Origin of the sequence: Petrimonas sulfuriphila (assembly GCA_038561985.1) — a bacterium.
In the GTDB taxonomy this organism is placed as follows: Bacteria; Bacteroidota; Bacteroidia; order Bacteroidales; family Dysgonomonadaceae; genus Petrimonas; species Petrimonas sulfuriphila.
The window spans coordinates 1,017,004-1,038,171 of sequence record CP073276.1 but is presented as its reverse complement, the minus strand read 5'-3'; the positions used below and the strand labels follow the sequence as shown (position 1 = coordinate 1,038,171).

The 21,168-nt window shown below is 44.7% G+C and carries 14 protein-coding genes, 1 tRNA gene and 1 pseudogene; 7 read left to right on the top strand and 9 right to left on the bottom strand.

Translation table 11 applies throughout. The features are described from left to right. Nucleotides 1-42: 42 nt before the first annotated feature. The 5 genes from KCV26_04190 (at nucleotide 43) to KCV26_04170 (ending at nucleotide 3,907) form a co-directional block, all read left to right on the top strand. Nucleotides 43-921, top strand: a complete 879-nt coding sequence (locus tag KCV26_04190) for a LytTR family transcriptional regulator DNA-binding domain-containing protein (protein WZX37587.1) — start codon at nucleotides 43-45, stop codon at nucleotides 919-921. After that, nucleotides 914-2,047 (top strand): glycoside hydrolase family 43 protein, encoded by a 1,134-nt coding sequence (locus tag KCV26_04185; GenBank protein WZX37586.1) that lies wholly within the window; start codon nucleotides 914-916, stop codon nucleotides 2,045-2,047. Before KCV26_04190 ends, KCV26_04185 begins: the two co-directional genes overlap by 8 nt. A 6-nt stretch (nucleotides 2,048-2,053) precedes the next feature. Beyond that, nucleotides 2,054-2,557, top strand: a complete 504-nt coding sequence (locus KCV26_04180; protein ID WZX37585.1) for a pyridoxamine 5'-phosphate oxidase family protein — start codon at nucleotides 2,054-2,056, stop codon at nucleotides 2,555-2,557. A gap of 99 nt (nucleotides 2,558-2,656) precedes the next feature. After that, the gene (gene trxA, locus KCV26_04175; GenBank protein WZX37584.1) at nucleotides 2,657-3,109 is read left to right on the top strand and encodes a thioredoxin; all 453 of its coding nucleotides are present in this window, start codon (nucleotides 2,657-2,659) and stop codon (nucleotides 3,107-3,109) included. Nucleotides 3,110-3,118: 9 nt separating this feature from the next. Beyond that, nucleotides 3,119-3,907 carry an RNA methyltransferase gene (locus KCV26_04170; protein ID WZX37583.1) on the top strand — a complete coding sequence of 263 codons (789 nt, stop codon included), beginning with the start codon at nucleotides 3,119-3,121 and terminating at the stop codon, nucleotides 3,905-3,907. On the opposite strand, the gene KCV26_04165 is transcribed toward KCV26_04170, so the two are convergent. The 8 genes from KCV26_04165 to KCV26_04130 form a co-directional block, all read right to left on the bottom strand. Next, nucleotides 3,904-6,162 (bottom strand): inorganic phosphate transporter, encoded by a 2,259-nt coding sequence (locus KCV26_04165; GenBank protein WZX37582.1) that lies wholly within the window; start codon nucleotides 6,160-6,162, stop codon nucleotides 3,904-3,906. The two genes, KCV26_04170 and KCV26_04165, sit on opposite strands and share 4 nt — an antisense overlap. 229 nt (nucleotides 6,163-6,391) lie before the next feature. Then, nucleotides 6,392-7,240 (bottom strand): glycoside hydrolase family 16 protein, encoded by an 849-nt coding sequence (locus KCV26_04160; GenBank protein ID WZX37581.1) that lies wholly within the window; start codon nucleotides 7,238-7,240, stop codon nucleotides 6,392-6,394. A gap of 11 nt (nucleotides 7,241-7,251) precedes the next feature. After that, a complete protein-coding gene (locus tag KCV26_04155) occupies nucleotides 7,252-8,784 on the bottom strand; it encodes a SusD/RagB family nutrient-binding outer membrane lipoprotein (GenBank protein WZX37580.1) in 1,533 nt (510 codons plus the stop codon). Between the two features lie 127 nt (nucleotides 8,785-8,911). After that, nucleotides 8,912-12,250 (bottom strand): SusC/RagA family TonB-linked outer membrane protein, encoded by a 3,339-nt coding sequence (locus tag KCV26_04150; protein ID WZX38320.1) that lies wholly within the window; start codon nucleotides 12,248-12,250, stop codon nucleotides 8,912-8,914. A 200-nt stretch (nucleotides 12,251-12,450) separates the two neighbouring features. Then, nucleotides 12,451-13,431 carry a FecR domain-containing protein gene (locus KCV26_04145; GenBank protein ID WZX37579.1) on the bottom strand — a complete coding sequence of 327 codons (981 nt, stop codon included), beginning with the start codon at nucleotides 13,429-13,431 and terminating at the stop codon, nucleotides 12,451-12,453. 70 nt (nucleotides 13,432-13,501) lie between these two features. Beyond that, complete coding sequence (locus tag KCV26_04140; GenBank protein WZX37578.1) at nucleotides 13,502-14,080, bottom strand: RNA polymerase sigma-70 factor; 579 nt, start codon at nucleotides 14,078-14,080, stop codon at nucleotides 13,502-13,504. Nucleotides 14,081-14,108: 28 nt separating this feature from the next. Beyond that, complete coding sequence (locus KCV26_04135; GenBank protein ID WZX37577.1) at nucleotides 14,109-16,904, bottom strand: S9 family peptidase; 2,796 nt, start codon at nucleotides 16,902-16,904, stop codon at nucleotides 14,109-14,111. A gap of 124 nt (nucleotides 16,905-17,028) precedes the next feature. After that, a complete protein-coding gene (locus KCV26_04130) occupies nucleotides 17,029-17,529 on the bottom strand; it encodes a flavodoxin (protein WZX37576.1) in 501 nt (166 codons plus the stop codon). A gap of 142 nt (nucleotides 17,530-17,671) precedes the next feature. Between KCV26_04130 and KCV26_04125 the strand changes: the two genes are divergently transcribed. Beyond that, nucleotides 17,672-17,743: transfer RNA gene (locus tag KCV26_04125), tRNA-Arg, on the top strand. A 329-nt stretch (nucleotides 17,744-18,072) separates the two neighbouring features. Here KCV26_04125 and KCV26_04120 read toward each other — a convergent pair. After that, entirely contained in the window at nucleotides 18,073-20,595 is a 2,523-nt protein-coding gene (locus KCV26_04120) for a glycoside hydrolase family 95 protein (protein ID WZX37575.1), read from the bottom strand. 457 nt (nucleotides 20,596-21,052) lie between these two features. Between KCV26_04120 and KCV26_04115 the strand changes: the two are divergent. Next, a pseudogene (locus KCV26_04115) lies at nucleotides 21,053-21,166 on the top strand (metallophosphoesterase). Nucleotides 21,167-21,168: the final 2 nt, after the last annotated feature.

The following is a 21,168-nucleotide window of genomic DNA, read 5'->3' as shown; positions in this document are numbered from 1 at the left end:
TTCATTATTTTTACAACTTGAATATTGATTCTTATTTGTTTTATGAACCGGATTTTAGCCCTGTTTTGCCGTCCTCACCCGGGATATGCGAATTTTAAAGTTTACATCGCTACCTGTACTGTGATTGCTGCAGGTGTTTTTTTAGTATTGAGTTTTTTACAGCCTTTTAATTTAGGAGACAGGAACATTCTGGATAATCCGTTTCTCACGGCAGCGTTATATGCAGGAGGTTCTTACGTCACTATGCTGATCAATTTTGTCTGGCTCAAATTCTTCCCACGGTTTTTTTCAAACGAAAGATGGATAGTAGGTAAGGAACTATTCATGTGTGTTTATCAGATGATGACCATTGCCTCAACAATTTGGTTGATCAATTATATCAGAGGTGTTTTCCCGCCAAATATACACGGTTATCTGGGGATGTTGTGGGTAGTGGTATCGGTGGGTTTCTTTCCGTGTCTGACAGCGCAATTAATCCGGCATATTTATTTTATGAAAAAACGCTTGAGGAAGGCGACGGCAATGAACATCAGTTTAATGCTGGATAAAAAAGAAACTCCTGCAGAGGCAGATCCTCAATTTATCAACCTGCAACGATTTATTAAACCTATTGATATCAATACGTTTATTTCGGCAGAATCAAAAGGGGATTATCTAGTGGTCAATGTTTCCAATAACGGAAGCGTGGAGGAGTTAACAATAAGTGCTACGTTGGAGGAGTTTGAAGCAGAAAATACGCATTTCGAGCAACTTTTCCGGTGCCGTGATGAGTTTATTATAAATAAAAATAAAATTACCTGGGTTGAGAGTAACGCCGCCGGCTACAAACTCCAGCTACATCCTAAATTACCCTCGGTGTTCGTGTCGGGAGAGAAAGCTGTCGAATTAAAAAAAAGAATGGATGTCGAAAAATATGCATAAACAATTTCAGGTTAAAACGATTCTTCAAAATTTGCTGACGGTCATTTTATTTGTTCTTATTTTTTCCGGATGTATTGCACCGGATAATAAGTCATCAGGGCCAGTCAGGTATATTAATCCCTTGCCGGTTGCTCTTGGCGATCCATTTATTCTTTCGGCTTCCGACGGAAAATATTATATGTACGGAACGGGTGGGGTGGAAAAAGGTTTTGGCGCGTACAGTTCTAACAATTTGGCGGATTGGCAGTACGAAGGACAAGTTTATTCGGGAGACACTCCAGAATCGTGGACTTTGAAAAATTATTGGGCGCCTGAGGTGTATGAAATAGACGGCAAATACTACATGTTTTTCAGCGCTGACTGGAAGGTAAATCCCACAAATGAGTCGGAGAATTTCCGTATTGGGGTGGCAGTAGCCGATAAACCGACAGGGCCGTTCAAGGAGCTGTCCGATAAGCCGCTTTTCGATCCCGGTTATCCCATTATCGATGCCAATATCTTGAAGCATAAGGGAAAAACATACCTTTACTATTCACGTTGCTGTTACAAAAACCCTGTCGAAAGTGAAGTGGCGGAATGGGCACGCTCACAAAACCTGTTTGATGAAATTGAAGAAAGTTGGGTGTATGGCGTGGAGATATCCAACGACTTCACATCCGTAATCGGTGAACCGGTCTTGCTTTTGCAGCCACCTTCTAAAATGAGTGACCTGCAAACGGAATGGGAAAGCCGTTCTGTTACGAATGGTGAGGTAAACCGGCGTTGGACAGAAGGCTCGTTCGCTTTTGAGCACGGTGGAAAAATCTACATGATGTACTCTGCCAACTTTTTTGGTGGGCAAAATTATGCTGTGGGATATGCCGTTTCCGACAATCCCCTGGGTCCGTTTGTAAAAGCCGGAAATAACCCGATACTTGAAAAAAACAGGGACGGTGGCGGCAATGTAACCGGAACCGGGCATAACATGATGTTTCGTTTGAAAGGTAGTGAGAAGATGTATACCGTTTATCATGGACGAACCCGTAAAACGGGAGAAGAGCGTGTTGTTTTTATCGATGAATTAAAAATGGATGAAAAGGGTGTCCTTAGTGTAGACGGGCCCTCTACTTCTGAGAAAGAATTGTGAAAGAGCATGAAAACATTTTCAATAGAAGAGCGGGAACGTATTGAAACCGTTATCCGTTCGTGCAAGGTATGTTTTGTAGGTATGGCAGACGAAGAAGGACGTCCGTATGTGTTGCCGATGAATTTCGGTTATGAAGATGGCGTTATCTACCTGCATTCTGCACAGGAGGGTCGTTCCATCCGTACTATGGAGAAAAATCCGCGGATTTGTGTCACCTTCTGCTCCGACCCCGAACTTATCCGCCAGCATCCCGATGTGGCATGTAGTTACCGGATGAAGGCGGGAAGTGTTATCTGCGAAGGTGAGGTAGAATTCGAGGATGATTTTGCCGAAAAAGAAAAAGCACTCCATATCATTATGCGACAGTATGTCGATAAAAAGTTTACCTATTCAGTCCCGGCGGTAAATAACGTGAAGATCTGGAAATTAAGGATGGATAGTGTGGGCGCGAAAGAATTCGGGATCATGCGCCCAGGAAGCATATCGTATAAAGATCGAATGGAGTTTTAAACTTCAGGGACAGATTAAACGTTTTCGATAAACTTTTGTCCGTATGAAGGCGTTTATAGGAAACATTTTATAAATCACAGGTATATACAATCAATAAAAATGAGAAAATTAACGGTAATAGTGGCGGTTTTTGCATTGGTTCTTTCCGCATGGGCAGCAGAACCACAGGTTAAAAAAACAGTGAAACCCATCGCGTTGAACACGACGAGTTTTACGGAAAAGGTTTTTGACTACAACAACGAAAAGGAATGGAAGTATAAAGGAGACAAGCCTGCCATTATCGATTTCTGGGCCGCGTGGTGCGGCCCTTGCCGGCAAATTGCTCCTGTTTTAGAAGAACTTGCCGCCGAATATGGAGAGGAGATCTATGTTTATAAGGTGAATGTAGATGAAGAAACTGAACTTGCCCGCGCATTTGGTATTCAGAGTATCCCCACAATACTTTATGTTCCTATGACCGGAACACCGCAAGGGGTATTGGGTGCAGCACCCAAGAGCCAGCTTAAAAAAGCTGTCGATACGCTTCTTCTGAACAAGGAAGAGGGAAAATAATAAAGTTATATGCTTATTACAAGCCTTCAAAATCCGTCGGTAAAAAACATTGTAAAACTTGCAAAAAGCAGGGAACGCAAAGAGCAGCAGCTTTTTGTAATTGAGGGTGCCCGGGAGTTGTCACTGGCTTTACAAAGCGATTATATCGTTGAATCGGTATACGTTTGTTGGGAAATGTTTGAAAAAACCAAGTATCCCGGTGTTTTAGACAGCATGGAGGAGAAAAATGTTTTGGATATTTCACCGGAGGTTTTTGGCAAGATTGCCTACCGGGAAAACTCTGACGGCGTTGTGGCGATTGCAAAACCCAAGCTACATACACTTGAATACATAAAACTCTCTGGAAATCCGTTTGTAATTGTTTTGGAAGCGGTGGAAAAACCTGGGAACCTGGGAGCGATTCTCCGCACCGCCGACGCCGCAGCTGTGGACGCTGTCGTTGTGTGTGATCCCCAGACCGATTTATACAATCCCAATGTGGTTCGTTCCAGCGTGGGTGGAATATTTACGGTACAGACGGCTGTCTGTTCATCAGGAGATGCGGCGGAGTGGCTGAAAAACAACAACATCACACCGTATGCCGCCGAATTACAAGCTGCCGAGTTTTACCAGAACATTGATTTCCGGACACCCTCCGCGATCGTGATGGGCACTGAAGCCGAAGGGTTAACCGATTTCTGGCTAAAGACTGCCGCAAAGCGAATCAAAATCCCGATGCGGGGGAAAATTGATTCGCTGAATGTCTCGGTCTCTACTGCCGTGCTCACGTTTGAAGCCATGCGACAGCGGGGGAGTTAATTCTTCTTTTTGGTTTCTTCGTCAGTTAGCTTTTTAACGGTCAGTATCATGTTGCGTTGCGACTTCATCAGGTTAACCGACTGAAGGACAATTGTCTTGGTCTCATTGAGGATGTTCATAAACAAGATACTGTTTCTTGTGCTGCATTCTTTATCTTTTACCCTTCGTATCTGCTTTTTGGTAAGCTTGGCACATTGTTCTATAATTTCGTCCCGGATGTTTGTTATCGTGGCAAAACCGGAGTAATCGCTTTTCTCCATCATGCCAATATAGGTTTTGTACATGTTGGTCACCTTTTTACTCAAGTCTTCCAGGTCCTCTTCCTGCTCGTTGTTAAATCCTTTGTGGTTGTTCTCGATATAGAGTGAACTGTCGGAAGTAATTACCCGTAACGCCTTGGTTATTTCATACGTGTAGTCCACAATCTGAACATATTCCTGCTCTATGTCCAACTCTTTCAATGTAATGGACTGGATTGTTGGCACAACTTCGTACGTCCTTTTATTCTTGTAGTTCAGGTATAACTCATCCGCCTTGGAAGCAATCTCCCTCAACAAGGAACGGCTTTCCCTGGTCAACCCCTTCACGTTTTGGTGATAAATATCCAGCATTTTCCCGATGACCTCCCTTACTTCGGTCGTTGAAGTTTTCACTATCCCACTTTCATCCTCAATCAATGTGGCATTTGCTTTTTCAGCCAGTTTCCTTTTTTGGTGAAACTTGGAAGATTTGAACAATATAAAACCAACCAGGGCCAATGCGATAAAGATGGCAATTTTCCCGCCCCAGGCCAGGAACATGGCCACCACCATAGCAACGGTGAATGCTACGATGGCCGTGATAAACCACCCACCGATCACCGTTAGTACGCCGGTAATCCTGTACACCGCACTTTCGCGCCCCCATGCCCTGTCTGCGAGCGAAGTACCCATCGCTACCATGAAAGTCACGTAAGTGGTAGACAGGGGTAGCTTCAGGGAGGTACCGAGAGAGATCAGCAAGGCTGCAATGGTTAAATTTACAGAAGCCCGAATCAAGTCGAAAGAGACTCCCTGTTCTTCTATCTGTTCGGGAATAATAAACCGACTGTTGAGTTTTTCCCGGAAAGAAGGCGTTGTCCATTTGTTGAAAAAACGATTGGTATCTACTCCCCAACGGACAATCGATCTTGATAAAGGAGTGGACGAAAACCTTTCCAGTCCGCTACCCTGACGTGCCAGATTCACTTCGGTCTCCGTTACTGTTTTTGCTTTTTTTGAGAACCACAAGGCCAAAACCATCACGATACCTGCTGCGAGAAGCATTCTTATGTCTGCTTTTACCGGTCCGTTCAGGGCATCCATGTATAACGTATCGATTGAACCGCCGGAAGCCAGCGTGGCGCTTGCATTTTTGAATGCATCCAATCCGGCAAGAGGTACGCCGATGAAGTTGACCAGGTCGTTACTGGCAAAAGCAAGCGCTAACGCCATGGTTCCTGTCAGTACGATTATTTTCAAGATGTTAACCCGGAACAAGAACTGCAACAATGCCATAAGTATGGACCAGCCGGCAAAAGTAACCAACAGGGACCTAAGCATGTTGGATTCTACTAAATAAAGGAAATCTGTGGCCACAATCGGACTGTTCTTTAACCCCTTGAAAACGATAAAGTAGGTCATGGCTGTCAGGGCAAATCCGCACCAGAGCGCTCCGAAAAATCTAAACGTCTTTCTGTATTTAAAAGAGAAGATAATCCGGGTAATATACATTACCGAACTACCCACGATGAATGCAACGGCTACAGAAACAAAAATACCGGAAATAATGGCTAACGCCTTGCCGGTATTGATGTATTCAATCAGGTCGCCCGCATTCGCCTGCCAGATACTGAAAATCGCTACCGCCACAGCTGATCCCAGCAACTCGAATACCAAAGAAACCGTCGTAGAGGTCGGTAGTCCCAGCGAGTTGAAAACATCGAGAAGGATAACATCCGTAAGCATAACGGCAAGGAACAGCACCATTATGTTGGGAAACGAAAACATTTCCGGATGAAAGACCCCGCTTCGGGCAATTTCCATCATTCCGCTCGAAAATAAGGTCCCGAGCATCACTCCAACGGATGCTACCGTGAGGATCACCCACAAGGGAGCAACTTTTGAACCGATACTTGAGTTGAGAAAATTGACGGCATCGTTGGCTACGCCGACACTTAAATCGAGTACTGCCAGACCCAGCAATATGATTACGATAATTAGGTAAATGGGATCCATAAAAATTTTATTTTGTCCACTTGTTGAAGCAAAACACCAGTTGTTCCTTATATTGTGACACAAAATTAGCGAAAGATTTTCGTTGTAATTTAAAAATCAAAAGCAATTTGTGCTTGAAATCAAAAACTTAACAAAAATGTAACAATTTTATATCTTACTGAAAAAGGAAGAGCGGGATAAACGTTGTAAGTCTCCCGCTCTTTTCTTAAATGCGATAATTCAGTGGCTTTTACTCTGCCTTTTGATAAACCCTTACGTAATCAATATAAAAGTGATGTGGAAAAAGTGAATCATCAATACCCTTTTGTCCGCCCCAGTTTCCACCAACAGCCAGGTTCAGCAGGAGGTGAAACCTTTTGTCGAAAGGCCATTCGGCAAAACTGGTACCCTCATTTACGAATGTAAAATAATGCTGGTCATCCACGTACACACGGTATTCTTTTTCTTCCCATTCGAGGGTATATACATGGAATCCTGTATAGGAGTCAGGGACATAAATCTTGCCATTTTTATGCGTTCCAAGCACATGGTTGTAACTTTTAGTGTGAGCTGACCCTACTATGGTATCCGGATCGTAGCCGACGTTTTCCATAATGTCAATCTCTCCACTATCCGGCCATCCGCCATATTCCCAGTCGGTAGGTAGCATCCAGATGGCTGGCCAGGTACCCAATCCTGTTGGAAGCTTTGCTTTTATTTCGAATCTGCCGTAAAGCCAATCGCCCTTGCCCTTGGTTATCAGTCTGGCAGAAGTATATCTTTTACCTCCTGCACTATCGATTTTCGCGGTGATGGTCAGCAGCCCGTCTTTTACGTGTGCGTTGGCAGTGTCGTTTGCCGTGTAATGTTGTGCTTCGTTGTTGCCCCATCCCCAGGTATTACCGTCAGTATCGTAACTCCATTTCGCGGAGTCGGGCAATCCGTTATAATCGAACTCATCGTTCCATATAAGTTGCCAATTTCCGGTTTGAGTGCTAATTGTTTCAAACTGTTCAGGCTGCTTTTCTTGTTTGCTGCTTTGGCAGGCGAAGAAAAATATTCCGGAAAGAAAAATAAGTAGAATCGTTTTGTTGGTCATCTGATTGAATGTTATTTTAAAATCCACATGATCTTATTGATTTCATCGTATCCGTCGTACTGACGGTTTAACGCCTCAATCAGGTTTTCCCTGTTGTAGGTGGTTTCAGATCCGGGGTACAACCACCGCATTGGAAGACCGTTCTTGTTGTTCTCGTTTAGGCTGGTGGCGGCATTTATCGGAAAAACAGGGTATCCATTCCTCCTGTATTCGAAGAAGCTTGTTTCGGCATCCTGCATAAACTGCAAGATGTAACGTTGCATCCAGATTTGCTGTAATTGCTCCTGGAGGGTGGTTTTAAACGCAGCTTCCCCGGTAAAGTAACCGTCAATGTAAGCCTGATCTATCGGCATGTCCTGTGCATAGTTCTTGTTCACTTTCATAACATCCGCCAAGGCAGATTTTACACCCGATTCATAATAGCTTTTCGCATCACCGGAAATCCATCCTTTCAGGACGGCTTCAGCCAGAATGAGCTGCTGTTCTGCGTGGCTCACAATCCGCAACGGCTCTGTTGCCTCTTCCTGTAAGTACCTTTTGTTCAGCAATGAGTACAGGTTATTGCTGTGACCTGAATTCATAACGGCGTATTCAATCTCTACATCTACTCCAACGTACGCTTCGAGGTCAGATTTTGTTTTTCCAGCAGCAATTTGTGCGCCTGCCGGCTCTGCAAAATAATAGATGCGGCGGTCGTTCAGCTTTTTCAGGTTATCGATCAACAGGGAGCTGATGACCGTTCTGCTGGTAAATAAATCGTTTGTACCGGAAAGCGGATGTTTGTTTTGCGATGAGTATTCCAGTCCGAGAAATCCGGTAGAACCATCAAGTATGTTTCCGGCCGATACTATTTCGGCAAATCGTGATTTTACGTTTATACCTCCTACGGATTCTTTCTTGCCTATGGTCATCAGTACTTTTAGTGCGAAAGAATTTACCGCTTTTCTCCATTTCACCGGGTCACCTTTGTAGGGTGTAGGATCTCCTTCGAAGGTTCTGCCCTTCGCAAAATATTGGTCAGCAGCTTGCAGTTCGTCCAAGATACCTTTTAAGACCGATTCCTGCGTATCGTATTTCACTTTATACACTCCCTGCGCCCCTTTCCCGGCTTCACTGTAGGGTATGTCGCCCATTTCCATCGTAAGCCGGAAAAAAGTGTACGCCTTCGCATACGCTCCCAAGCCCCTGTATGAGTCTTCCATGACGCTGCCTTCCGCGTATTCAATCATCTTTTCAATATTCGGGAGAATGGTCATTCCACCGAAATCGCTGCTTCCTATTTTGTTGTATTGCTGGTCCATCTGGCCTTCATTGGCATACCCGACGTATTTGGGCAGTGCATTATCTGCGATGAGCGATTTTCCGTCTCTTCCGGCAAACTTAGTCACGCGAAGGATAACGTTGGTAGCCAGCAATGAGGCGCTTACGCTGGTGGGGTCGTCGGGATTTGTGTTAATCTCCTCGAAGTTATTGCAACTCAATAACGTAAAAGCAGATAAGACGAATACCGTGAATTTCCTTATGTTGGAATAATTTTTTTTCATACGATTATATTTTATTTTTTTCTTTAAAGTTGTACAGAACTTGCCTCTATCATTTCCTGAGTTGTAATTGATTTACATGCTTGTTCAATACTTCCTTTACAAGGAATTGTTTATATAAATGACCTGCTTAGAAAACAACCCTCAGGTTGAAACCCAAATAACGGATGGAGGGATCGCTAAAATTGTCCGAACCTCCGTCGGGATCGGAATACTTGAATTGTTTTGCCCACAGGAAAACGTTCTGGCCTACAGCCGAAAGGGTAGCATTGTTAGCCCTGAATTTTTCAACCACCGACTTGGGAAGCGTATAGGAAAGCGATACCTCCCTGATTTTAAAGAACGTTGTCGAATATGCATCCAGGGTTGAGGGTGACCCTCCCCACGCTGTTCCCCTGTGCAGGTTGTTGATGTAAGTTTGATAGGTTACGGCTACATCGTTTGGAGCATACGTCCTGTTATCGCTTGTTATGTTGCCGTAGGTGTCGTATGTTGCCGACCCCGATACAACCTTAACTCCCTGTCCAACGTAATTTTTTGTTCCGGGTTGATTAGCGTCGAGAAAGCGTTCCGCTACGACTGATTGGGGATGGGATCCGGCTCTCCACATATACATTTCTGTAGTAGTCTGTGCGATACCGCCTACCCGTCCGTCCAGTGAGATGCCGAACGTGAAATCTTTGTACTTCAGGGAGGAAGAGATACCCCACAACCAGTCCGGATCATAATATCCAAACAGCGATTGGTAACTCGAATAAAGTGGCAGTCCGTTATTGTGGATAATGTTGCCCTGCGGGTCTTTCTGGTAATCGTTGAGAACATAATGATCGGCTCTTTCGCCAACTTTCACCCAGGGCCTGTCTGTTGAATAAACCGAATCCAGCTGCGTATAGTAACGGGCATATTTTGACCAGTTCAAGGATACATCCCATTGCCAGTCCCGGGTTACTACGGGAGTAGCGTTTAAGGTAACTTCAACCCCTTTTCTTGTTATCTCCTCATCGATATTGATGTAGTTGGATGTAAAGCCCGAAGCAGGGCTGATGGGTGCCCATCGTAAAAAGTCGTACATGCGTTTCTGGTAGAAAGCCACATCGATGGATGCCCTGTTTTTCAGGACATTTACTGCCGTTCCTATTTCAAAAGTGGAGGCAGATTCGGGCAGCACGTCGGTACCCCGGATTGCCGAAGGATAAGCTGCGGAACTTAAATTTCCCCAAGCATTGGAGGTGATGTTATACACCGAATTTATGCTGTAAACATCGGCAGGGGTTTTAGACGCTGTCCATGAACCTCTCAACTTCCATAGCGATAACCAATTGTACTTGGGCAGCAATTCCGAAACGATAAAGCTTCCCGAGAGTGAAGGATAGAGATAGGAGCGGGTCGTTTCCGAAAGCGTGGAGCTCCAGTCGTTACGCAGCGTTGCTTCTCCGTAAAGTAGGCTTTTCCACGATAAGGCGAGCCGTCCGTATAAACTGTTGACCTGTTGTTTATACATCACAGAGCTTACGGCTGCCGGATTCACGGATGCCTTTAGCGAATAGAAAGCCGGTATGGTGAGTCCGCCTTGTGTGCGTGCTTCCATCCCGTCATTTTGTGTGTAATAAATAGTTCCTCCGATAAAACTTTCCATGCGGACATCTCCAAATGATTTGTCGGCGGATAACAGCAAGTCGTTGTTCAGGCTGTACCCTCTGCCAAGGCCAATGTTGTAGGAACCTCGTTGCGATTCCCCCCAGACCTGTGTTCCTCCGGCTAAAACGGTAGCACTGCCTGCACCCTGGAACGAACCTTTGGAAACCGTTATATCCTGCCTGTCGCTGTAAATGTCAAATCCACTTCTGACAGTTCCTTTCAACCACGAAGTAAAATCATAATCCAACGATACCGATCCGTTAAAGATATCGCGGTTGATGCTGTGCGTTCTTTCGTATCTGTCGAAGTAGGGATTGTTGTTGGTTGAGGTATAACTGCTATTTTGGACTTCGTTTTTGATTAACCAGTAATCTTTATAGTCCCTGATGTCGTAATCGGGAGCTGACCAGATTAACAGGTTGTACATCGGGTCATAACCGGTATAACCGCTGAACCCCTTGTTGGGGGATGCTTGTTTATTGTATGCCATCGACGCTGTAAGGAGGAACTTATCGATTTTCATGTCTCCTCCAAGGCTGAAGGTTAATTTGTCGAACGTAGAGTTGGGGTATTGTCCTTTGTTGTTCACCCATGTGAGCGATGTCCGGAAACTTCCGAATTCTCCTTGCTGGGCCAGATTAACGTTATTGTTTAAAATATAGCCTTGTTCCAGGAAATTTTGAAAATTATCTTTTCCAACAGGTAAATAGGGCATGGGCTTCATCATTTTGCTTATTGGATCCCACTGAATTATTTCCCGGCCGTCCAGTGGTACACCCCAGGATCCGTCTCCGGAACGAACATATTCGAGGGCTCCGTCGGCATTTTTTCTAACGACACGTCCAAAATCTGATTGCAGTTCAGGAATGGCCAAGTATCCGGCAGAGAACATGGTCCCCGAGTTTACCGAAACGGATAGCCCTTTGTTGGCGAGCCCTTTTTTTGTGGTTACCATGATGGCTCCACTCCCTCCCCGGTATCCGTAAAGAGCCGAGGCTGTAGCTCCTTTCAATACACTAATGCTCTCTATATCGTCAGAAGGAACATCCCGTAAGGTCATGTTGGCGTATGGAACTCCATCAATGACCAGCAGCGGGTCTTCTCCGCGGATTTGGATAGAAGGAGCATCCGAAAATTCCGTGCTGTTTCGCACCAGCAGTCCTGCAATTTTTCCAGTCAGGGAGGTACCCATATCCACCCCTTTTACGGTTTGTAGCCCATCGCCTTCCACTGCCTGTACCGAGTACCCCAAAGCTTTTTCTTCTCTTTTTATGCCCAGTGCGGTGACAACCACCTCGTTAAGAGTCCGTGTGTCTTCCTGCATAACAACATTGAAGGAGGTGCCTCCAGCTGTATTCAATACAACGTCTCCGTATCCGAGGTAGGTGATCTTGATTTTTGCTTTTGACGAAACAGTCAATATGAAATTACCGTTGTAATCGGTGACCGTACCGTTTCCGGCTATTCCTTCTTCTATCACGTTTGCCCCTATTATGGGAACCCCGGCTTCATCAAGTACACGGCCCCGTACCGTTACTTTATCCTGTTGAGTTTCTCCCGGTTGCAGACCCACAGTCCCCTTATCAACCAAAACAACAATGTTGTTGTTTTTTTCATACGCAACATCTGTACCGGCCAGCAAGGTTTGCATGGCTTTATCGATACTGGAGTTCGTTAGCTGGATAGAACTGTTTTTATCCAGGATGGCCAGTGATTCGTTGTAGAAGAACCGGTAATTGCTTACTTTCTCAATTTCTTTCAAGGCCTGACGCAGGGTTTTGTTCTGTACGTTTACAGTAATCTGCGAGAAAGAAGGTAAGAAAAACAACATGAAAATAAATGCGACAAGAAACTTTGCTGAACATAAAGTTTTGCCTTTCCTTCGTAATAGATTCTGATTCATAGACAAATAATTGAGTTAATATTAAAAAATTCTACGCAATAAATAATAAGTTCCACATAAAGGGAACTCCTATAAACAGAATACAGTTGAGTCGGTTGTTTACTCTAACGCAGGTTGATATTTTAATGTTATTTAACCATTTCGGCTTTGTGATGCAGAATGATTGTGGTGTCTTTCATTTCGTAGTACATGGGAGAGGTCATGGACAAGATATCCAGTGCATTCTTAATGCCGCTGCTTCCAAGTGTTCCTGAAAATCGCATAGGGCGAAGCTGTTCAGAAGCAAACTGAATTTCCACGTTATAGATGCGCGATAAAGCCCGGGCAATCTCATCATACGTTTGGTTGCTGAAATAAATGTTTCCGTTTTTCCACTCAATGAAGTTGAGGGCTTCCACCCGGTCTGCCAACAGGGTCTGTTTTCTCTTGTCGAATGTGGCTCGTTCATTAACGGATAAAATTGTCTCATGCCCCGATGCGGAGACCTTTACTTTTCCTTCCAGCAAGACAGCTGAAGCCAGGGAGTCGGTTTCGTAAGAACGTACATTGAAAGAAGTTCCCAGTGCTTGTACGGTAATGTGTTTTGTATGGACGATAAAGGGGCGTTTTTTGTTTTCCGTGACTTCAAAGTAAGCCTCTCCCTGCAAGTATACGGAGCGTTCTTTTCCGTTGAAATGCCTGTCGTAGGTGAGGGTGGAGCCTGAATTGATCCAGACGTTGCTTCCATCGGGTAAAACAACTTCAGCTTTTTCCCCTTTTTGTGCTGTGATCACAGTGGGTTGGAGATTCCTTTGCGGACGTTGAGTAAAGTAGTAGACGGTGAAGGCAGAAAGAACCGGTAGTAAAAAAATAGCTGCCCATTGCATGGCTTTTCGCCAGTTAACCGACAAATAGCTTTTTTCTCGCGTCGTTTCTAGGCGGATCTTTCCGAAAATTCTTTTCTTGATCGTTTCGTCAATGGTTGGATCTGCATTCATCAGTTCGACCTCCAACATCTCCTTGAATTTATCTTCGGAGCCGATGAGGTCGATTAATGCTTCTGTCTCTTCGGCGGTGGACTCACCCCGGAGATATTTCTCGAACAATACCATGTAGTTTTTATCGGTCATTTTTTATTTAGCCTCTCTGTTATGATACAATCGGGTACTGCTTTTCCGCTAATCAAATTTTTACATTACATTAAATTAACAAAAAGAACACCGCCAGAAACAGTTTGTCGTAATTTTTAGCGAATTCGGCTTTCATGAACTTCATCGCGAGCGATAATTGCGTTTCAACCGTACTGACGGATATGTTCATTGCTTCAGCAATTTCCCTTGTGGAAAGGTCTTCCTTCTTGCGTAATATAAAGATCTTTTTCCTCGCAGGCGGAAGCTGGTCAATAAGTTCATCCACAAAGCTCTCGAGCCACTTCCGGTCTATCTCATTTTCTGTTTGTCGGTGATACGGCTTCTGCTCATTGATCATTAATTTTTGATACAAAAATTCGATCGTTTGACGTTGATATCTGTTGAACAATAGATTTCTCGAGATTGTGGACAAGTAGAACAATATTGACTTTTCAGGATCTATTCTTTCTTTTGTTTCCCATAAACGAACGAAAGCAGATTGGATGACTTCTTCTGACATGTACTTGTCGCCATGAGAGATGGTCATGATGAAGTTGTAAAGCTTTCCCGCATATCTGTTGTAAATAGCTTCGAAAGCTTTATGCGAACCGTTTTTCAACGCGATAAGTTCTTCTACTTCACTTGTCATGGACTACTTTTCTCCATCTTCCTGCCGCTCAATTCCCGGGTTGTCCGGCCTCTAGATCATATCCCCACGATTTTCCTTTTTCAATAGCCGGCAACCCACGTGTCATCCAAACAGGAGCGGGAGCTCCTTTCAGGTAGTGGTCGAAAAATTGTTGGAGCCGGATGGAAAGGTCTTTTGCGTTACGACGCTGGTTCAGGTTATGGGCTTCCTTGTTGTATTGGAGCATCCAAACCGGTTTGCCCAGGCGTCGCAGTGACATGAAATATTCAATTCCCTGATACCAGGGCACTGCGCCGTCGTTATCGTTGTGCATAATGAGCAGTGGCGTGTTTACCTTATTGGCAAAGAACACGGGGGAGTTTTCAATATACAGTTGCAGGGAATCGCTCATTGTGGCTCCAATCCTCGATTGTGTCTGCTCGTACTGGAACTGGCGGCTGCGACCCGTTTCCCATCGGATTCCGCCGTAGGCGCTCGTCATGTTTGATACGGGTGCTCCGGCTCCTGCAGCTTTAAACATGTTTGTCTGGGTGATGAGATAGGCCACCTGGTAGCCTCCCCAGCTTTGTCCCTGTATGGCCATGTTTTCCGAATCTACCCATTGGTTTTTTGCCAATGCCTGCGCTCCCGAAACAACGTAGTTGTATGCGTCAGGGCCGGGTTGTCCCACTCCGTAATGGATGTCGGGAGTGAAAACGATGTAGCCGCGACTGACGAAGAACGGTATGTTGATAACAGACCGGCTTGGGGCGGGCGCAAAATAGCGATAAAGTTCATCGGAATGTTTTTCATAGAAATAGATCATTACCGGATATTTTTTGGAAGGGTCAAAATTCTCGGGTTTATACAAAATTCCCTGCGACTGCTTTCCATCGAAAGCAGTCCACCTGATTAGTTCTGTCGTACCCCAGTTATACTCTTTCATCTGAGGATTGATGTCGGTGAGTTTTTTCGCCGATTGCCATAAATTCTGGGTGATATACAAATCTGGCGACGTATTGAAATTGCTTTTTTGAAACACAAACAGGTCGGTGTTTTTTGCCTTCTTAACAGAAGTGTATCCATATTTATCCAGTTCCCTCTTTAACAGTGGATTTCGACCTTGTAGTCTTAGCGTGTAGAAACCGGCCTCCTTACTTATGTTGTCGAACGCCGATAAGAGCAACACATCTTTGTTTTCGACGAAACGTTTATCTGGATCGGTGTTGATGTACCGGAAAGTAATGGAATCAGTCCTTCCGGCATTGTTGGTGATGTTCACCGGTTTCTGTTTTCCGGAAGGATCTAATTTCCAGATGTCGAAGGCATCGTACATAAGTACGAATTTGTCCCCCTCTCCCCATGCTGCAATTCCGTATGCACCCGGTTCGCTTGGAGTATCATTTTTCTCATTCCAGAAGTTGACCGGAATTTCTTGTGTCAAGCCGATGGTTTTTCCGGTTTTGTTGTCGAAAGCAAACCACTGTTTTTCCGAAGCATTCCACCAGTAGGTGAAATTACCCGAGGGTGAAATCTGTGGCCTTCCCGAAACAGGTTGGGCAATTACGGTCAATTGATTGGATTGCGTATCGTAAATCCAAGTATCCATTTTGGAGGAAATGTCCCATTGGCTTTCAATTTCGTACGGCAAGCCGGAAGTGAGCAGGACAAACCGTCCGTTTCCCTCGTCGGAGAACGATGCGTTTGGCATTTGCTCGTTGGCAACAGAAATGAACTCGCGTGGACGATTGGGGTCGATAATGCCGGTATAGGTCCTGCGCAATTCGTTTTTCAGCTGGGAGAGTTGTTGTGGCTGTACAACCGGATCCTTCCAGTGCCAAATATCAAGGGCTGCTGTTTCGAAGTCAACAAGGGTAGTATCTTTGGGCGTTTGTCTTGGAGCAGCGCCAACAAGGATCCGTTGCCCGTTTTTACTGAAAGAAGGCTTTGAGTTTTCATTGAAGATCCAGTTTTCCGGCAACCCCCTTGACGTTTTGGAAGCAATCACAACGGCCGAATCCATGGTGTTTTTGAAATACCTCACGTCGAATACTTTTTGTTCAATTTTGGAGGTGTCCTTTGTGGCTAAATAGACTAGTTGGTTTCCTGGCTCGTCGAAGGAAAAGGATCTGTATTCCATTTTTTCGCCGGAGATCTGCTTTTTGTTCCCGTTTTTTAAATCGAAAAAAAGTACCCTGTGCGTATCGGTGGAATCTTTTTTTTCGGGCTCCACTGAGACGGCCAGTGAATTTCCGAACTTGTTAAAAGCAAACTCTTTGGAGTTCTTAACGGTATCTTCCGCAGAGGTGTTTAGGTTTCGGATAATTAGCAGGTCTGCCGGTTTGTTTGGTTTGTTTTTTGCCGTATCTTTCGGTGCGGCTTTTTTATAGGCAATGTGTCCAGCCATCTCTGTAGATGTGGCATAAGATTTTACATCGGCTATTTTGTAAAGCGTAAATGCTTCATTATCGACAATAACCAACGAGTCTTTGGGAAAATCATCGGCTTTCTTTTTCTTGATCTTTGCCTGACGAATTTCTGAAAAAGGGGCTTTCAACAAAGCGACCGTGTATCGTCCGTCGGGCGACAGCGTATATTTGTTTACCCGGTGAATTAGTAACTCTTTTTCTTTCTTTGAATCATAGATATAAAGTGTGCTGTCGCCTTCCTGCGGGCTGATAACGGCGTTGATAAACCTGCCGTCATTACTGATGGAAATTTCCTGGAGGCTTTTCCAGTTGTCGTAAACGGAGTGATCGAGTTGTTTTTTCTGAGAGAAGCTCGATAGACTGAGCGTAAGCAAAGTAATAAATACAAAGGGCCTGTAGTAAAAGAAACGTTGCATAAAATTTATTTTTGGCAACGAAATTACGATAAAACTTCAACTTGAACAAGGGAAACCCCATAAAAGAAACAGGGCTGAATCGCCTGTACAACTCAGCCCTGTCCGTATCCTTAAGACAGTTTGATCAAATAAACTCTTTTTTTAATTCCTCTACCCAAGCCTTAAGCCGGGCGTCGGTTTGATCGTATTCATTGTCCTCATCAATGGGAAGGCCTACCCAACGTCCGTCTACAACAGCGGTAGAGTCATCGTAGGTGTATCCCTCATCGTCGACGAAGCCAACCACCTTTGTTTTATCCTTTATGGCATCGTAAATTACTTTCATTGCCTCGGCAAAACTGCTCGAAAACGAGGCGCTGTCACCCAACGTAAAGATTGCAACGGTTTTATCCGATAGGTCGGCTTTCGAAAAAACGGGAAGAAAACTGTCCCAGTCGTCCTGCAAATCGCCAATTCCTGTAGTTGAAGTGCCCAGGATCAGGTATTTATAAGGTTTTATGTCGTCAATCTTAATCGTATCGACGTTGTAAAGGTCGGCATTATCGTCGAAAAGGTTCCGGATGCTTTTAGCCACGGATTCAGTGTTACCGCCGGAAGTGCCGTAAAGTATTGCAATATGGCTCATGAATGAAAAATTATGGGTTGAAATAAATTGTTTACACTCTAAACAGTTTAAATGAAAAATTGTTTGGGGGGCCAATTGATTTGAGCAAATATGTCCGGATGTTTGAGAATATCGGAAAAAACATTACTTTTGCAGTGTATTTGGCGCGGTAGTTCAATGGATAGAATAGAAGTTTCCTAAACTTTAGATCCGGGTTCGATTCCCGGCCGGGCTACAAAGATTAAAACAATCCTCCCCTTTATTTTTGTTGATTATAAGGGGGAGGATTTTATTATGCTGTATCCTCATTTTCCCACCGTAACACTAACCAATCAATAACTGAGGCAGTTGTAATTTCGATAAGGCTAAAGAAGGCATAAGGCAACGTCGGCTTACCTACGAACAGTGGGCCAACCTGAACAAAAGTCAGAAGAACTCCCGCAGCGATATTTAATCATCGATGCCACGATGTTTCTGCCTAAGTTTCGGAGAATCTTTTTTCGGAAAAATATTTGTCGCCATGAGCGACGACAGGACCTTTCATTTTTACGATTGACGGAAATTTCAAAAGCTGATTGATGTTTCGTTTGTCATTGGCAATAATTGATCAGAATCCCGTTTTCTCTTCTTTACTTTTAACTCCTCATCCAGGAAAAACTGCTGGCCTTTTTGGGTTTCAAGTGTCAGGATTTTTCCCCCGTAGCGTAAGTGCAACTTTTCCCCTTTATCGGAGCGAACGCTGACGTGGTTAAGTTTACCGGCTTTCCAGTCGATATCCACCTCAAAACCGCCGCGTGCCCGCAGCCCTTTTACAGAGCCTTCAGGTATTGCCGACGGGAGCGATGGGAGAAGGTGCAATTCGAATCCTCCGTCTGGGGTGCGGACATGGCTTTGAATCAACATCTCTGCAATGGCGGCGGTGGCGCCGAAATTCCCATCGATTTGGAACGGAGGATGTGTGTCGAACAGGTTCGGGAGGGTTTTGGAACCCAACAATACCGACAATAGCTTGTAAGCATGATTTCCGTCATGAAGCCGGTTCCACATGTTTATTTTCCAGGCGAGGCTCCAGCCGGTCCCGTCGTCGCCGCGGGCAATAAGTGTTTTGCGTGCGGCCTCGGCCAGGTCGGGCGTTCCGGTGACTGAAATCTGGTTCCCGGGATGCAATGCAAATAAGTGTGATGTATGGCGGTGATGCGGTTCTACTTCTTTATAGTCTTCCGCCCATTCCATTATACGTCCGGTTTCTTTACTGATACGTGTTGGGGCCAGCTGTTTCAATGCTTGCGTACACCGGCTGCGGAAATTTTTATCTACACCCAGTATTTTACTTGCTTCAATGCAATTTGTAAGCAAATCATGAATGATTTGCAGATCCATGGTGGCGCCATAGGTAAAAACTGCACGTTCACCGTTGGGCAATATAAAAGCGTTTTCAGGAGAATAGGAAGGGTTTGTTACCAGTTTTCCGGCGAAAGCCGTACCTTCGGGAGCGGTTACCAAAAAGTCGAGAATGAACTCTGCTGCGCCCTTCATCAGTGGATAACCCCGTTTTGCAAGAAAACTTCTATCGAGTGTGTGGCAGTAATGTTCCCAGGGATGTTGTGCCAGCCAGGCGGCACCCATCGGCCACACGCCTTGTGGCCCGTCGGCCGGGGCAGAAAATCCCCACGCATCGGTAAGGTGATGTACTACCCAGCCCCTGGCTCCGTAAATTACTTTGGCGCTGCGCCGGCCAAATGGAACAAGGGCTTCGCAAAGATCAAATAAGGGGAGGTGCATTTCCGCCAGATTGGTTATTTCAGCAGGCCAATAATTCATCTGTAGATTTATGTTGGTGTGATAATCGGCATTCCAGGGTGGATTCATTTGCCATGCCCACAGTCCCTGCAGGTTTGCAGGCATGGTTCCCGGCCGTGAACTGGCGATAAGCAGGTAACGGCCAAACTGGAAATAGGTTTCCACCAGGTTGGCGTTGGGTTGTCCTGTCCTCTTCGCTTCCTTTAGTTGTTCGTCGGTTGGAAGGGCCGATTCCGGGCCGAGGTCGAGGGCAACCCGGTTGAAATAAGCCTGATGGTCAGCTATGTGAGCCGACCTCAACATCTCGTAGGGTTTAGCGGAAGCTTTGTTGATCGCTTCGAGGCAGGTCTGCTCGGGATTACCCGGGAGGGGGGTCTGCCCGAGATTGTCTAACCCCGGATAATCGGTAGCGCCTGCAACATAAAGTGTCAATGAGTTGGCTTCAGCTACCGACATGATGTTGCCGTTGAAGCCGATTGTTCCTCCATCGGTAATGGCTTTTACCTGTGCTGCAAAACTTATTCCGCGTGTATTTCCTTTTGTATCTTTTATAGGAAGCCGGCCTTTTAAAAGCAATGTGTTCGATTCCGACGAATGCTTTTTGCATTCTGCATCCTGCTGACGACGCAAGGTAAATGATGCGTTTATTTTTCCACCGTTTATCGAGGTGAAACGGACTACCATAACCCCATCTGCTGCCGACACGAAGTTTTCGCGGACATACTCTTTGCCTTCAAACGTGTATTTTATTGTGGCGATGGCTGTTGTTAAATCGAGGCTGCGAAGGTAGTTGTCTGCCCGCTCATGAGGAGTGTCAAACCATAATTCGCCCAATGACTGGTAGGGTCTCACACCTTTCGGGATGCCCATCATTTTTTTTTCGGCCAGTTGTACGGCTTCGTTGTTTTTGTTCTCGAAAATAAGCCGTTGAACTTCAGGTAAAGCCCTTACTCCTTCGGGATTATTGGGGTCGAGTGAGTAACCGTCCCACAAAGAACTTTCATTAAGTTGAATTCTTTCATCAGCCACGCCTCCAAAGACCATCGCTCCTAAACGTCCGTTGCCTAACGGTAAAGCTTCTTCCCATACTTTGGCCGGTTCACGGTACCAGAGAACATTGCGCCCTTCCGGTTTAGACGCTTTACCTGAAAACAATACGCGATCGGTCCATGCAGCGCTGATATTGTCGGTCCGCGAAGTGGCTTTTAGAGGTTCAATTTTCCCGGATTGAGAAAAGACGGCAACGTACGAGAACAGTAAAGGAAGAATTAATGATTTAGTATTCATGTTTGAGTTTTCTTCATGTTTGATAAATACAAAAATAAAGGGCGGGTATTAATAAATGGAGCCCAGTACAAAATTTGTGTAATTATAAAGCGGATGCTTTAGTTGTCTTTAGAGTTGAAACTGATTTTCAAAGATAATTAAAAATTGAATTAAAATAAATCTCAAGTTATTAATTCGCTTTGTCCATTTCTTCAAGAATTTACTTGAATTTTCACATAAACATGTTGGGATACGGTAAGCATTCAATTGAACTTACCAACAATTATTGCATTTCCGGGATGTGAGGCAGGAGTGAAGTAACAAATAGTTTTTACTTTTTTTTACAACAATATGAACTGTTGCCATGTTTATAATGGTATAAATGCAGAAGAATCCTAATAAATATTAAATAATTCGTTTTATGAAGAAGATTTCCTTGCTTGCTGCATTGTTATTCTTTTCTCTAATTGCTGTTGCTCAGGAAAAAAGTTTTATCGTTTTGAGAGATATTCATTACGACCTCATCGAAGATCACGATATGGATTGGCTAAAAACAAAGCCTGATGATGTACGGCAAGTAAAAGAGTATACACA